General features: G+C 41.7%; 16 protein-coding genes and 1 tRNA gene. 8 read left to right on the top strand and 9 right to left on the bottom strand.

The genetic code is table 11. The features are described 5' to 3' along the window. The first annotated feature begins 13 nt into the window (after window positions 1–13). Window positions 14–3157, top strand: a complete 3144-nt coding sequence (locus ACZ449_RS10300) for an efflux RND transporter permease subunit (RefSeq protein WP_464260936.1) — start codon at window positions 14–16, stop codon at window positions 3155–3157. Between the two features lie 53 nt (window positions 3158–3210). Here ACZ449_RS10300 and ACZ449_RS10295 read toward each other — a convergent pair whose 3' ends face one another. From ACZ449_RS10295 to ACZ449_RS10280, 4 genes are all read right to left on the bottom strand, one after another. Further along, on the bottom strand, window positions 3211–3858 hold the full coding sequence (locus tag ACZ449_RS10295) for a flavin reductase family protein (RefSeq protein WP_464260935.1): 648 nt from the start codon (window positions 3856–3858) through the stop codon (window positions 3211–3213). A gap of 73 nt (window positions 3859–3931) precedes the next feature. Then, on the bottom strand, window positions 3932–4771 hold the full coding sequence (locus ACZ449_RS10290; protein WP_464260934.1) for a DUF6597 domain-containing transcriptional factor: 840 nt from the start codon (window positions 4769–4771) through the stop codon (window positions 3932–3934). A gap of 120 nt (window positions 4772–4891) precedes the next feature. Beyond that, entirely contained in the window at window positions 4892–5077 is a 186-nt protein-coding gene (locus ACZ449_RS10285) for a capping complex subunit for YIEGIA (protein WP_464260933.1), read from the bottom strand. A 6-nt stretch (window positions 5078–5083) separates the two neighbouring features. After that, the gene (locus tag ACZ449_RS10280; protein ID WP_464260932.1) at window positions 5084–6001 is read right to left on the bottom strand and encodes a YIEGIA domain-containing protein; all 918 of its coding nucleotides are present in this window, start codon (window positions 5999–6001) and stop codon (window positions 5084–5086) included. Window positions 6002–6397: 396 nt separating this feature from the next. On the opposite strand from ACZ449_RS10280, the gene ACZ449_RS10275 reads away from it, so the two are divergent. Both ACZ449_RS10275 and ACZ449_RS10270 read left to right on the top strand, forming a co-directional pair. Then, window positions 6398–6474, top strand: a tRNA-Pro gene (locus ACZ449_RS10275). A gap of 77 nt (window positions 6475–6551) precedes the next feature. After that, the gene (locus ACZ449_RS10270; RefSeq protein WP_464260931.1) at window positions 6552–7619 is read left to right on the top strand and encodes an SIR2 family protein; all 1068 of its coding nucleotides are present in this window, start codon (window positions 6552–6554) and stop codon (window positions 7617–7619) included. Window positions 7620–7680: 61 nt separating this feature from the next. Here ACZ449_RS10270 and ACZ449_RS10265 read toward each other — a convergent pair whose 3' ends face one another. From ACZ449_RS10265 to ACZ449_RS10245, 5 genes are all read right to left on the bottom strand, one after another. After that, window positions 7681–7809: a hypothetical protein gene (locus ACZ449_RS10265; RefSeq protein WP_464260930.1), complete on the bottom strand. Its 129-nt coding sequence runs from the start codon at window positions 7807–7809 to the stop codon at window positions 7681–7683. A gap of 70 nt (window positions 7810–7879) precedes the next feature. Further along, on the bottom strand, window positions 7880–8809 hold the full coding sequence (gene fba, locus ACZ449_RS10260) for a class II fructose-1,6-bisphosphate aldolase (protein WP_464260929.1): 930 nt from the start codon (window positions 8807–8809) through the stop codon (window positions 7880–7882). Between the two features lie 73 nt (window positions 8810–8882). Further along, entirely contained in the window at window positions 8883–9755 is an 873-nt protein-coding gene (locus ACZ449_RS10255) for an RluA family pseudouridine synthase (protein WP_464260928.1), read from the bottom strand. 105 nt (window positions 9756–9860) lie between these two features. After that, window positions 9861–10331, bottom strand: a complete 471-nt coding sequence (locus tag ACZ449_RS10250; RefSeq protein ID WP_464260927.1) for a hypothetical protein — start codon at window positions 10329–10331, stop codon at window positions 9861–9863. Between the two features lie 34 nt (window positions 10332–10365). Continuing rightward, window positions 10366–10710: a hypothetical protein gene (locus ACZ449_RS10245; protein ID WP_464260926.1), complete on the bottom strand. Its 345-nt coding sequence runs from the start codon at window positions 10708–10710 to the stop codon at window positions 10366–10368. 223 nt (window positions 10711–10933) lie between these two features. Here ACZ449_RS10245 and ACZ449_RS10240 point away from each other — a divergent pair, with 223 nt between their 5' ends. The 5 genes from ACZ449_RS10240 (at window position 10934) to ACZ449_RS10220 (ending at window position 14804) form a co-directional block, all read left to right on the top strand. After that, entirely contained in the window at window positions 10934–11185 is a 252-nt protein-coding gene (locus ACZ449_RS10240) for a hypothetical protein (RefSeq protein WP_464260925.1), read from the top strand. Window positions 11186–11197: 12 nt separating this feature from the next. Further along, window positions 11198–12316 carry a hypothetical protein gene (locus ACZ449_RS10235; RefSeq protein WP_464260924.1) on the top strand — a complete coding sequence of 373 codons (1119 nt, stop codon included), beginning with the start codon at window positions 11198–11200 and terminating at the stop codon, window positions 12314–12316. A gap of 119 nt (window positions 12317–12435) precedes the next feature. Continuing rightward, window positions 12436–12828 carry a class II SORL domain-containing protein gene (locus tag ACZ449_RS10230; RefSeq protein ID WP_464260923.1) on the top strand — a complete coding sequence of 131 codons (393 nt, stop codon included), beginning with the start codon at window positions 12436–12438 and terminating at the stop codon, window positions 12826–12828. A 213-nt stretch (window positions 12829–13041) separates the two neighbouring features. Then, window positions 13042–13482, top strand: a complete 441-nt coding sequence (locus ACZ449_RS10225) for a hypothetical protein (protein WP_464260922.1) — start codon at window positions 13042–13044, stop codon at window positions 13480–13482. Between the two features lie 101 nt (window positions 13483–13583). After that, on the top strand, window positions 13584–14804 hold the full coding sequence (locus tag ACZ449_RS10220; RefSeq protein WP_464260921.1) for an aspartate kinase: 1221 nt from the start codon (window positions 13584–13586) through the stop codon (window positions 14802–14804). Window positions 14805–14884 lie beyond the last annotated feature (80 nt).

Here is a 14884-nt window from a genome sequence, read left to right as displayed (position 1 = left end):
GGTGTGAACAATTGTGGCAAGATTTTTTATAGAGCGTCCAATTTTTGCAATTGTTATTGCTATTATGATTGTAATAGCGGGAACGATTGCCGGACTGAGTCTTCCCATTGCCCAGTATCCGCAGATCCAGCCGCCAACGGTATCAGTATCGGCAACCTATACTGGGGCGAACGCCGAAGTGGTCAATCAGACGGTAGCCCAGGTTTTGGAAGAGCAGATTAACGGTGTACAGGGTATGAACTATATGAGCTCAAATTCCGATGATTCGGGTACTTACAGTTTGGAAGTTGTCTTTGATCTCGGAGTCGATGGTGATATCGCTTCCGTTAAGGTACAGAACAGTGTCGCGCAGGCTAATGCTACTTTGCCAGCAGAAGTAATCGCAGCCGGTATTACCACTAAAAAAGCATCGTCTGACATGGCTACAATGCTGAGCTTCTTTTCACCCAAAGGTACCTATGATAATACATTTTTAACTAATTACTTCAATGTGTATTTAAAGGATGCTATTAAACGGGTCAATGGCGTTGGCGATGTCATGGTCTTTGGGTCGGAGTTTTCCCGGCGCATCTGGATCAATCCGGATCGCATGGCGGAACTGGGATTAACGGTTGCTGACGTAATTGAGGCCGTCAAGGAACAGAATGTTCAGGCGCCGGCCGGTACAATCGGCGCTATGCCTGTACCCCAAAAACAGGAATTTCAATATACTGCTAAAGTGCGTGGTCGTTTAACGAGTATCGCCGACTTTGAAAATATCATCGTGAAGGCCCAGCCAAATGGCTCCTTTATTTATATGAAAGATATTGCACGAATCGAGAATGCCGGGAAAGAATTGAATTATATAACAAAACAGAATGGAGCCAATGCGGTTGCGGTTGGTATTCAACTGACCAGCGATGCCAACGCAATGAATACCATCCAAGGTGTAAAACAGGCCGTGGCAGCGGCGGCAGTGAATTTTCCACCGGATATGAAATACATATCTGTTTTTGATAATACGGATTATATTTCAGAATCTGTTACAGAGGTAGTTAAAACCTTCCTTGAAGCTATGGCTCTTGTTATGATTATTGTATTTATTTTTCTGCAAAGCTGGCGGGCGACTCTGATCCCGATGCTGGCCGTTCCCGTATCGTTAATTGGTACGTTTGGTGCCTTTATTGTTCTTGGTTTTTCAATCAACACATTAACGCTGTTTGCAATGGTGTTGGCAATCGGCTTGGTTGTCGATGATGCTATCGTCGTTATTGAAGCGGTCGAACATCACATTCGCTATAGTAAATTGACACCTGTAGAGGCCACGAAACGAGCAATGGACGAAGTATCGGGGCCGGTTATTGCCATTGCTTTTGTATTGGCCGCCGTATTTATTCCGGTTGCTTTCATCGGTGGCATGGTGGGCGTTCTCTACCGCCAGTTTGCCTTGACGATTGCGGTGTCGATGGCTTTATCTGCTGTAGTCGCCTTGTCGCTGACACCGGCACTGTGTGCCTTGTTATTAGAACCACATAAAGAACAGGTAAAGAGCAGTGTTTTAGGTCGGCTCTTTGGCAATTTTAATGACTGGTTTGACCGAACCACCAGCGCTTATAGTGAAACAGTGAAAACATTAATCTCCAAAGCAAAATATTGTTGTATTTTCTTATTAATCATCTTAGTGGGAACAGTGTACTTATACAAAGTTGTCCCGACGACGTTTGTACCAGATGAAGATCAAGGGTTCTTCGCGACGGTTGTTAATCTGCCGGAAGGTGCAAGTATGAACAGAACACAGGCAGTGACCGGACGGCTGTTAGAAGAAATCAAAGTACTGCCAGGTGTCAATCAGGTTATTTCAGTTGATGGTTATGATATGTTATCAAATGGTGTCAAACCCAACGCTTCAGTCTTCTTTGTTGGACTCGAACCGTGGAGTAAGCGAAAGGATCCCGCTACCCAGATTGATTCCCTCATTACTCAGGTTTATAGCAAAGCAGGCCTGTTTCCGGAAGCATCTATTATGGCCTTTAACATTCCGTCTTTGCCAGGTCTGGGCATGGTCGGCGGTTTTACTATGGTGTTGCAGGATATGTCCGGCCATAGCAAGGAAGAACTGGATGCGATTACGAAGAAATTTGTGCGTGCTGCCAATCAACTTCCAGAAGTGACTGCGGTATACTCTACGTATAAAAGTGATTCTCCCGGCTATGAGTTTGAAGTTGACCGGGAAAAGGTAAAAAATCTTGGTATTGCGTTAAACGATGTATTCACGGCGCTGCAAGTCAATTTCGGCGGTTCCCAGGTGAATGATTTCAACATGTTTAACCGTACTTATAAAGTGGTTATGCAAGCAGATACAATGTTTCGCAATGAAGCTGATATGACGCGTTTTATCTATGTCCGCTCCTCAAATGGCTCTATGATTCCGTTAGATACCTTGTTAAAACCGAAGCTAACCACAGGGCCGTCCATTATTTCTCGATTCAATGCGGCGCGCAGCATTCAGATCAACGGCTCTGTAGGGGCAGGCTATAGTTCCGGGCAGGCTCTCGCTGCTATGGAAAAATTGGCTAAAGAAACTCTGCCTTCCGGTTTTAGCGTGGAATGGTCAGGGCAAAGCCGGGAGGAAAAAAAGGCAGGCAGTACTACCATGCAGATTTTGGCAATGGCCTTGGTATTTGTCTTTTTATGTCTGGCGGCGCTGTATGAGAGTTGGAGCGTTCCTTATGCTGTCTTGCTTTCCGTACCAACCGGCATTTTCGGGGCATTATTGTCTCAATTCGCTATGAATCTGCAAAACAGTGTTTATATGCAGATTGGAGTGATTATGCTAATTGGTTTAGCCGCAAAAAATGCAATCTTAATCGTCGAATTTGCTAAAGTAAGGGTAGATAAGGGGATGGACCCGGTTAAAGCTGCTATCGAAGCTGCGGCATTACGTCTTCGCCCGATTCTGATGACTTCTTTCGCCTTTATTATCGGGTGCCTGCCGCTGGCGATGGCCAGCGGTGCTGGTGCTGGCGCGAGGAAGGCGATGGGTACTGCGGTTGTAGGCGGTATGACGATCGCTACGGCCTTGGGCATTTTTCTCATCCCGGTATTATTTGTAGTTGTGGAATGGGTTGTGGCTAAATTACATTGGAAGAAAAAGAAAAAAGAAGTCGGTTCAGAATAATAAAAGCAGGTAAAACTCATATTCACACTGAGTTTTACCTGCTTTTGCAAGTTTTAATATTTCTTTATTACATCAATAACTCCTATTCCCGATAGGTTCCCTTCTGCATTTAACGGGTTTTTCGGCTGGTGTATATTGAACATAAAGCCGTCCGATCCATAGCGTTTATATACATTTTCGGCAAATCCTCCATCAAGCGCTATGGCCTGTACCTTCCCGATGATCAGAGCGGACATCCCTTTTTGCGATAAATCTTTCTCCATTTCCAGGCTGCATTCCAAGGATAAAAAGCTCTCTTTTATACGCGGAGCATTAATGGTTTTGGCTGTTTCAAGCGTAAAACCGCCTGCTGAAAATTCATCGGTTTCAGCTTCGTTGTTACTAATGGTTTTTTGACACATCTCAAGATAATCAGAACTAAGGAAATTGACACAAAATACTTTAGTTCGCAAGATGTTTTGATAGGTATGTGACCGTTGTAATATGCCAGGCATTACAGCATAAAATCCATCACCATCGCCGGAAAATGAACTCCAGGAATGTAAGCAGGCATTTGGCTGACCATTGTCTTTATAAGTTGAAAGCATAAATAACGGGTGGGGAATACCGCACACAAATTCAAACCAATGAAATACATCGTAGTGTCCAGGCCATTCCTCTTGAAAGGAATCTGGCTTTTGTGTAAGAACTTCAAGTTTCATGGGCGACCTCCTTTGTTTATTTTTTCTACTTTACCATAGGGGACTATTCGATGTATTGCAAAAAAACGACAAGTTAACTTTTGGCATAACGCAAAGCTTCCAAAGGGGTTCGGCCTGCATACTTTTTAAAACTGTTGATAAAATGAGATTGGTGGGTGAATTGGTAGTGATACGCAAGATCACAGAAATTTCGTCTGTGGGAATAATACATGTCTTGCCAGAGCATTTGAAACCTTACTATATCAGAAATTTTTTTCGGCGAAGCACCTATAGAGTCTGCAAATAGGCGTTCAAGGTGCCTTTGACTGATATTTATGTTTGTGCATAAGGCTGGTATTGGGATTAGACCTTTTGTTTTTAAAATAAAATACAAAGCATTCAAGATAGTAGGATCTAGGGGACGCGATACCTGAAGGCGCTTTAACAAATATTTTTCTGTCGCAGCTATCAGGTCAATAATGGATGTCCTTTCTAATAGAACATCTTGCAGATCTTTTCTAAAATCATAAAAGTAATTATCGACAGTTACAAATGCATTTAAAGCTTCTCTCATGTTGGTATCAGCAAAAAGAGGAACAGCCCAAAAATAAAAGCGGATGCCAAAAGTAGAACTAATTGTTGTTTTATTAGTAATTGTAGCATGAAAAGGGGTATCATTAATGCCACAAAAAGAGGCGCTTATTTTGTTGGAGCTATGATTGATGTCAACGACAATATCCATACAGGCGTCAGGGATAATGATTGTAGAATGGGATTGATGCTCATCCTTACCGGATGTTAGAATTGGGTGTAATGATCCCCAGAAGCATCTGATATAAGGCTTAAGCAAATTGCTTGGCGGAATTTCAACATAGTGCGGCGTGTTTTTTGGTTTTGCAATGATGGGGTTGAATAGGTTGGACAGAGTATGCATTGGCCACCTCCTGCGCTGAGGTCCTGTTTATTTCATCCTTATCAGTATATCACTGAAAATGGTGAAGCGGGCTTCAAGTTTTACAAGAAGCCCGCTTCACCATTCTGCCAGCTATTACAACTATCCTATCAGGATAAAGATGCCATTACTTAATTTAACCACATCTGCTTTAAGTGCTTTGGCAATATCTTGCATAAGTGTATATTGTTCTTCCTCGTTACTGGCTTCAATTATAAAGGCTTCGCCCGAGTGTGGTACTTTATGATGGGAAAGGGTGATGGCAGCTATGATAGAGTTTTGCTTCATTTTATCTCAATCTCCTAGGATATTTGATTTCATTACCGAATGACTCTTCTTTACCGACTCTAGTAATGGCGTATGGCGTACGATATTTATCAGTTTCTCTGCATCTTGTAGCAGTGGTACAAGAACAATGATTGTTTTACCGCTTTCGTAATCTTTCCGGGTGTAGTGATACCTTTTTACGCCTACACTACGAGTAGCTTCAAATAACATAGCTTTGCGCTGGCCGAAGTTATCTAATGTCACTCTGTAGTTATCTTTCAATGGTTCAATTACTACAGCTAAACCCTCTGCTTGTACCATCTTTTGTGCGTTCTTTGTACCGATGGTATTGCTGACAAAAACTCCGTCAACATACAATTCGGAGTCTCTAACTTCGATTACCCCAGGTTTAACTGAAGCAATGTCACCTACTGTTTTACCTTGAGAAAAGCGGCTTATGCCAATAAATACCACATAGCCGACAATAATGCCAATGGCAGTTTGAAAGGGGAGCGCTAGGCCCAAATACCGTACCAACTCTATAGTTGCTGCTGTACTTAGAGCCACAATAAGTGAAAAATAGTTTCTCGATTCAAAGGTCTTGGCAATGCCGTCAATATAAGCTTCGCCGCGGGGGGTGAATTCGGTGCACTCGAGGTCTTTCAGGCTTTCACGTTCTGTTTTCCGGACGTCGCGGAAATGTTGGATGGCAATTGCTAAAAAGGTTACCGCTGTATAATTATTACTTTTTATTGCCGGTATGGCTACAGCGCCGATTGCAGCGGCGATAAAGGCAATCACTAGGTGAATGAGGGAACCGTTGGGATGAGTGGGGTATTGTCGGTAGTCAATTTTTAGAGTAAGATAACGTGCTAATGTTCCCATCGCCGTTGCCAATAGAATTAACATAAGATCATCAGGAGATATAGCGTTTTTACTCTCCATGTTTTCCTCCGTTTTATATTATTTACATTGGATTCTGGGGCGATTTTTCTTCAAGTCGTTAGAAGTGTCGGTGAACTATGATGTTGATTCACTGGATACATAAATTTATATGTAAGGCTAATTGGTATTGCTTATATAGTAGCCTATACCTTATTTTTTATGTAATGAGGGTAGTGTACAATCGTGTTATATATGGAAAGCAAAGCAGTTTTTCGTTTTATATTAGATAAAAAGACACTATGTTTTTGATGGTAACCAGTATTTTTTTGTTTTTAGACAAAAGGTATTGCAAAACAAGACGTGACAGGTTATAATAATTTTCGCGGTAAGATACCATTTTGTGATTGAAATGCTATTTTAAGCATTCATGACGTTTTGGATTACCCATTACAAAATCGGGGCGTGGCTCAGTTTGGTAGAGTACCTGGCTTGGGACCAGGGGGCCGCAGGTTCGAATCCTGCCGCTCCGACCATTATAAAAAGAATCGCATGCTGTGCGATTCTTTTTTTTTGCATACTTCGATGCAGAACGGACAGAATAAAATTTTGTATGAGAAAGACGGCGATTTTTTTAGGCGGCGGTGCTTCAGCAGCGGAGGGAGCACCAGTACAAAGTATGATTTTTAAGAAATATTTTAAAGCACTCCGTGCAGAAAACAACTATAGCGACCGTACACTGGTACGTGAACTGCAGGCGTACTTTAAACAAATGTTTTATATTGATGTGTTACAGGATGATTTAGATAAGATTAGTTTTCCTACATTTGAGGAGGCAATTGGTCTTTTAGATTTGGCAGTACGCAAGCGCCAGTCTTTTAAAGCTTTTGATCTGGAGAGCCTTGCCCCAAATTCTAATCGAATAGGTTATATTAGGCAGTATCTGGTACTATTAATGGCTGAAGTACTTGAAGATAAAACTGCAGTTGTCCGAGGATTTCACTGTGATTTGGTTGATCACTTGATTGAATTTGGGTGTCTAACAGACACGATTTTTATATCAACTAATTATGACCTCCTGATTGACCGGGCGTTATCTTGTAGAGACGGTATTGCAATAGACTATGGGATTGAATTTACTAAGGGTATGCCTGATGACGGATTGTTACCAAACGCAAAAGGTATGTCACTTGTAACACTTTATAAAGTGCATGGCTCACTGAACTGGTCTTATTGTCCTACTTGCAATACATTACTAGTAATTGATGATCAACAGGGTATTCTTACGTTGTTAACAGATCCTTCTCAGGCACGATGCGCCAAGTGTCAATCGGTGCGAGCTCCCGTGATTGTGCCGCCAACATTTTTTAAGGATATGTCGAATAGTTTTATAAATACCGTTTGGCACAAAACTGAAAAAAGCCTAAACGATGTTGGTCATCTCATATTTTGTGGTTATTCGTTTCCTGATGCTGATATGCACATTAAGTATCTAATAAAGCGAATTCAGACTAACAGGAGTGATAAGTTAAAGATAACGGTGATTAATAACTATCCTGGCAAAAATCCAGAAAAGATGGACGAAGAAAAGGAACGGTATCAGCGTTTTCTAGGGACAGATATCTGTTTTACAAATAATACTTTCGAAGATTTCTGTAATCAAACGGAAAATTTTTTATGAAAAATAAGCCACCAAATTTTTTGGTGGCTTATTTTAGTCAGCTATGCTGAAACCAGTTCATTTATTTTTGATTGAATGCTAGCAGTAAAATATTATTACCATATTTAGTGGCAAATTCTTTTTCAAACTTTTTAATGGTATCAAGTTCATCAGTAGATAATGTGGCAAAATTAATATTGTCAGCTTGCATGAGAACCCCCCTTTTCTATAATCGGCGTACTATTACTTTTTCCGATTATAGAAATTCTATGCAGGGATTTTTACAGGCGGCCGCTGCAGTTTAAGACATTATGGATTTTGTGTTGAACCATACCTTTGATGGCTGCGCGGGCTGGTTTGAGGTATTGACGCGGGTCAAAGTCGGAGGGGTTCTTCGCAAAATGTTCTCTGATGGAAGCGGTCATAGCTAAACGGAGGTCGGTATCAATGTTGATTTTGCACACTCCCAGTTTTCCGGCTCTGAGCAGCATATCCTCAGGTACACCTTGCGCACCTTTAATTTGTCCACCGAAGTCATTGCATTTTCCGACAAATTCAGGCAGTACAGTAGACGCGCCATGCAGTACCAGCGGGAAGTCGGGCAGAAGTTTAGAAATGGTTTCAAGGCGGTCAAAGTCAAGGTTGCACTCGCCTTTGAATTTATAAGCGCCGTGACTTGTACCAATAGCAATGGCTAATGAGTCGACCCCGGTGCGTTTGACAAACTCTACGGCCTGAGCAGGATCGGTATATGTAGCATCTTTGGTGTTGACGTTAATCGCATCTTCGACACCAGCCAGGCGGCCAAGTTCTGCTTCGACGACAACACCGCGTTCATGGGCGTAGTCTACTACTTTTTTAGTAAGTGCAATATTTTCTTCAAACGGCAGTTTAGAGCCATCAATCATTACTGAAGAAAATCCGCCGTCAATGCAGGATTTGCAAATTTCAAAGTCTTCACCATGATCCAGATGTAAGCAAATGGGTAAGCCGGTGTCTTCTAAGGCAGCTTCCACCAATTTTACAAGGTAGATATGCTTGGCGTATTTACGAGCGCCAGCCGAAACCTGGAGAATGAGCGGAGCTTGTTCTTCCTTGGCGGCGTCAACAATGCCCTGGATAATTTCCATATTGTTGACGTTAAACGCACCTACAGCATATTGACCCTCGTAGGCTTTTTTAAACATCTCTTTCGAAGTGACTAATGGCATTGAAATCCCTCCTCTATTTTTTGAAAACCATATAGTATAGCATATTTCGTATACATTATAGCACATTTATAAATTACCCGCCAAGCTGGGTTAGCAAATTTGTGAGATCGGCAGGCAAGGGACTTACAATAGTAAGTTGTTGTTTGGTGACCGGATGTGGCAAACTGAGTTTTGCTGCATGTAGAGCTTGACGGTCAAGCTGGTTGATAGGACCGCCATATAAATCATCGCCTAATAAGGGACAGCCAATATAACTTAAATGGACCCTTATTTGATGAGTACGTCCGGTTTCTAATGTGATATTGAGTAAACAAGCAGTGCTGAAGGTGGTAAGGATGGAATAATGGGTAATTGCCTGCTGCCCGTCAGCGCGAACCTCACGTTCAATAATACTTCCTGGTTTCCGACCGATAGGGGCGTCAATTATACCCTGGTGCAGGTTAGGGATTGCTGATGTTATAGCCAGGTACTGCTTCGTTATATGTTGAAAGTTCTGATTCAGCATATGCTGGATATCCGGGCGTTTGGCGATCAATACCAGACCGGAAGTATTGCGGTCTAGACGATTGACGGGGTGAAAGCCGTACAGGTAGTTTTGTGTGCTGTAATAATGCAGGACAGCATTGCCAAGTGTGCCTGAATGCTGTCCTGATGTTGGGTGAACAAGCATACCAGCAGGTTTGTCGAGGGCCAACAGCCACTCATCTTCATATAAAATAGTAAGCGGCAGATTTTCCGGAGTAAGGGAGGAGTTATTCGGCCAGGAAACCGTAATGATGTCTCCAGGATAGATTAGGTCGTTAACAGCTGCCAGGCGGGCATTAATGAGAATGCTGCCGCTATTCTTAATTTTTCGCAATAGGGTTAACGATAACCCCGCCTGTCGGCGCAAAAAGTCTTTTACTGGCAGGACAGGGCAGGATGAAGGTACTTTGAAATCAGGCATAGTGACTCCTTGCTAACTGGTTATATTCTAGTATTCGTATTGCCAAAATAAAAATCCTTTAAAAAAATACAGGAGGCAAACTGCCTCCGTGTAGATGGGGGATTATTACATCATGTTTTGTACCATACCAATCATTGCTGCTGTATGTTCACGTTCCATAGCTACAGATTCTTTGATATAGTCGCCCATGGGGTTTGCCCGTAAGCTGTAGAAGTAGGAAAAACGACGGTGTCGGCGGATAAGCCCTACAAGAAGTGCTAGAATCAGTAAGCGGTTGGCATAGAATTGTCGCTGCTCGGTGTCGGCAGATTCATTGTCATGTACTTCAAAGCCGTGTTTTTTCATGACGGCAGCAAAACTTTCATCATGTAGGCAAACCATGTGAAGGATATCCAAATAGGCTTCCCAGTGGTTTTCGGCCATACGGGTAAGGGTATCACGCATAATGTCACTAGCGTGCTCTGACGCATCTACGGCTGTACGCATAAGCTCAAGCTGTTCAATGGCTTCTTGATGCAGAGTAATCATGTGCGCAGGGTCAACGGTTAATGGTCGGCGGCTAAATATTTTTTTCATGGTATATCATCTCCCATTGCAAGGCTTGCGAATATTACCGACGACCCTTAAACGGAGCGATAAAACGAATCATTTTAATAGGTACATGTAGTGAAATGCAACGATGACAATGGGTACTATTAACAATAATGTAGTCGCAGCCGACATAACAGACAGTACCGCAAAATGTGGAACCTTTGCGGTCAATCATAGCGTCAGTACCAAGGAGGACTTCGTCGCCTAAAAAACAAAGCAGGCGGTCTTTAAAGTTATCACGCTGCATTTTGTAAGACATGGATTCTTCCATCAATTGGTCATCGCAGCACATCATTTCTTTGTCGGGATAGTCGCAGCACATTGTATCTTCCGGTCCATACCAATGAGGATATTTAGTTTCCATAAATATTAATGACCTCCTTTATTTACTTTAAGAGAAGTTATAATTCTTTTATACCTGTTTCTACTTCAATATATGAAGTTCAAAAACATAATGTTACAACCGTTAACAATTTCAACGATGAATTCAACTAAAATAAAGGGAAATAGTTGTTAAGCAGGGAAAAAGTAATATGCAACGAATTATAAAAACTAATATTGAAATTAGGTAGGTGAACCTTTAGGCAATGGAGTTTATGAAAAACAGTAATATAATTCTCATAGGCTTTTTAGTGTGGTTAATTATTGCGCCACGCGTAAATAGTCCGCGTTATGGGGAACTATTTTTGGCCTATATGACGGCGCTTTTATTCAGCCTTATTGCTAGCTCAGAAATTATGATGATAAAGCCAGTCGCTTTCTTTTTTACATTAGGTGGGGTACTGGCTTTTTGTTACGTTATAATGCGCAAAACTATTAGGATTACAATTCGTAAATAAGGAGGCCACCCGATGTTGGCACGTTCTGATGAGACAACTTCCACGCGAGAAAAGGATAAAAATAAGAATAATGAACGCTCCGAAGTTCGGTATTTTAAAGGCGAGGAGCAATTTGAGCGATGGCGTAAGGAATTTATTCAGCATCAAGACAATGAGCTTAAATTGGCTGCTGTCAGCAAATTGAGTTACGAGCCGGCAAACTATGACTCGCTGCTTGTGCAAGAACCGTTTCCAGAGCTCGTTTTAACAGACCATAGTTATCTTATTGGCAAAGCGGTGACTAAAGCACAAGATAGCTATAATTATCCCATTGGAGCCAGAATTGCAATAATCGTTTCGTTAGTGGTCATATTAGTTATTTTCTTCAGCCCGATTGTTCTTTTGATTTCGGCAGCACTGGCAGTGGCGGCAGCTGTATCACTGTACTTTACCAAAAAAGACAGAGAGAATGCCATCATTGGGGCTGAGCAGGAAGCCAGGGAAGAAATGGCGCGGCGTAACGAGCAGGAACAGTTGGTTTATCAAGAAAAGAAACGCCAGCATGAAGTAAAAGAAACCTCGCGGATAGCACTTATTCAACAATTGCTGACAGGAGAACCGGGGGCAGTCAGGGCTAGACTCGACGAAGCCTTAAGTCATTTAAAACTTCCGGTAGTTGTTGAAGTTGATATTGATTTTTATGCAGATATTCCCTTTATTAAAGTGTGGTTGCCAACCAAAGCGGTTATTCCCAAACAAACTTGCGAAATGCTGCCCTCCGGTCGTCTCCAATTCCAAGATAAAGATACCCGGGTGTTTAATAAACAGTATTTTGAGCTATGTGGAGCGGTTATTTTGCAGATAGTGTCCATTGTTCTGGCTAATATACCGGCTTTTCAGGACGCTTATGCGGCTGGCATTATAAAAAATGAGCTAACTGACGATTGTATTTTATCTGTAAAGGTTCCCAAAGAAGAAGTGGCTAGTATTAATCGGGCTAGCAGTGCTATTGCTGCATTACAGACATTTTCAGGCATATACGAGTGTGATACCGCCTTGACACTTTATCCGGTAGAAATGTTGTATCCGCCTGAGTGGGAAGATGTAGATAAGCAACAAGTAAGAAGTTTGAAGTTGCGAATATTTAAATAAAGTCTGGATAATAATAAAATTTTGTAAAGCAAGAGGAATTTCAATTTTCATAGAGAATTATTGTCCTTAGAAATGAATAGTTGGTAATGAATACTAAAAAATTCAAGGGGGAATATTCAATGAAACTGGCTGATTTAGTACAAAGTGCTGATTGGAAAGCAGAGAAGCATGTACCGGTAATAGAGGCACCAGATAAAGTAAAAGCCGGGGAAAAGGTTAGTGTTGAGATTTGTGTCGGTAAAGAAATTGCTCATCCGAATACAACAGAGCACCATATTCGCTGGATAAAACTCTATTTTAAGCCTGATAATGCAAAATTTCCCTATGAGGTTGCTAACTTTGAATTTGCAGCTCACGGTGAATCCACCGAAGGTGCTAATAAAGGGCCGGTCTATACCGAACCAGTTGGCAAAGCAGTAATTAAACTTAGTAGTGCAGGTACATTAGTTGCTGAAGCGTATTGCAATATTCATGGTTTGTGGGAAGGTTCTAAAGCTATTTCTGTAGAATAATTACATAAGATGCTCTTGCGGCCAGGAAACTATATCTTGGCCGTTTTTTGTATTCAAGCCACTAAGGCAAGAATGACGCGATAGGTGGATAAAAATAAGGCTGTGGAATTAACGAATTGACAAATGTCTGATTGTTCAATTAATTAAGCAATGGTATAATATAGATGAGAACATCAGGAGAACTGCATTATAATATGCCGGGAGGTTGATTGTATGCAGAAACTACTATTAGTTGTGGCTTGCTGTTCAATTGTTTGGAATTATGACATTCCCCAGCGTTACAGTCGTTATGAAAAAGGCCAGGTGCTATGCGGACGTCGCTTAATTAGACTGGCTTTATTAAAGGTGGCAAGACGTGTTGGTTCTAATGTTGCTAGACGATTAACACTTATGCTGCTATTTTTGACCTGGATGATCCTCTCGTGTTATTTTATTGCTATCAGTGCTGCTTTTCCAACAATTGGCCTTAAGGTGGTGGCAGTACTTGCTGCTATTTTGGGAACCATTACTTTATGGCAGGATATGGCAGGTGCTTATCGTAATTTTACCGAATGGTGTTACAATCAGGAAGATAGTATTATTTTGGTTACTAAAGGCTGTTGGGAAATTATCCTTGCAGGCTTAATTTTTATCAATGTGTATGTAGGAAAGTAAAAAAATTCATAATTTGTCCACTTGTAGAAGGATATTGTATTCATATGGAGAATATAAACTGCCATGCTAAATTATATGCTGCATAATAAAGGGGGATAGGCATGGCACTAATTGTAAAAAAATTTGGCGGAAGCTCAGTAGCTACACCAGAAAAAATTATGGCGGTTGCCAGGCGGGTTTTACAGGAAAAAAAATCGGATGATCAAATTGTCGTTGTAGTTTCAGCAATGGGTGATACTACCGATGATTTAATAAGTTTGGCGAAAGCGATTACAGACCAGACTTCTGGACGAGAGATGGACATGCTTTTGGCAACTGGCGAACAAGTGTCGATTGCACTGTTGGCGATGGCGTTTGCCAAACTAGGGCATGAGGCCGTGTCGATGACTGGTTTTCAAGCTGGTTTTACCACCAATGAGATGTTTAATAAAGCAAAGATAACTGGTATTAATGCGGGCCGAGTCCGGCAAGAGCTTAATGCAGGTAAGATTGTTGTGGTCGCAGGTTTTCAGGGATTGACGAAAAAAGGTGATATCACTACATTAGGACGAGGCGGTTCTGATACTACGGCAGTGGCAGTAGCAGCTGGCCTTAAGGCTGACCATTGCGAAATTTACACTGATGTGGATGGAATCTATTCTTCAGATCCTAGAATTGTGCCAACAGCAAGGCGTATGAAAGAAATTACGTATAATGAAATGCTTGAAATGGCGCGGCTCGGTGCCGGCGTAATGCATCCACGTTCTGTAGAACTAGGAATGCATTATGATATGCCCATTCATGTCCGATCCACGTTTACACAGGAGACAGGTACTTTTATCAGGGAGGAATATACGATGGAAGAAAAAGAGTTTGTCATTCGTGGTGTAACACATGATACTAATGTTGCTAAAATAGCCGTGCTGGGAGTAGCAGATCAGCCTGGGATTGCGTATAAGATATTTTCTACCCTGGCGGAGGCCAATATTGATGTAGACATGATTGTTCAGAGTGTTCGCGCTATGGATAAGCATATTATTGACATGGTATTTACTATCGCACAAGGCGATGTTCCCCAGGCCAAGAAAATTTTGGAGAGCTTAAAAATGCAAATGGATTTTAGTGGTTTGATGATTGAGGAGAGTGTAGCCAAAGTCTCGGTGGTTGGTGCCGGTATGTTAGGAAACCCTGGTATTGCTGCAGCCACCTTTGGTGCGCTGGCTGATGCCAATATTAATATCGCGGTTATTAGTACCTCTGAAATCAGTATTTCATGCCTGATTGAATCAGATAAAGTCAAAGAAGCCGTAAACGTTATTCATGCTCGCTTTTTTCCCAATTAAAGCTACTTAATCAAGCAAGACAGTCCTGACAAAGCGGGACTGCCTTTTTTATTGAGAACTAGTTTTTTACAATTTTCAAA

The organism is Desulfosporomusa polytropa (assembly GCF_055380075.1).
Note: the sequence above shows the minus strand (reverse complement) of the source record. Positions and strands in the feature narration are given on the sequence as shown.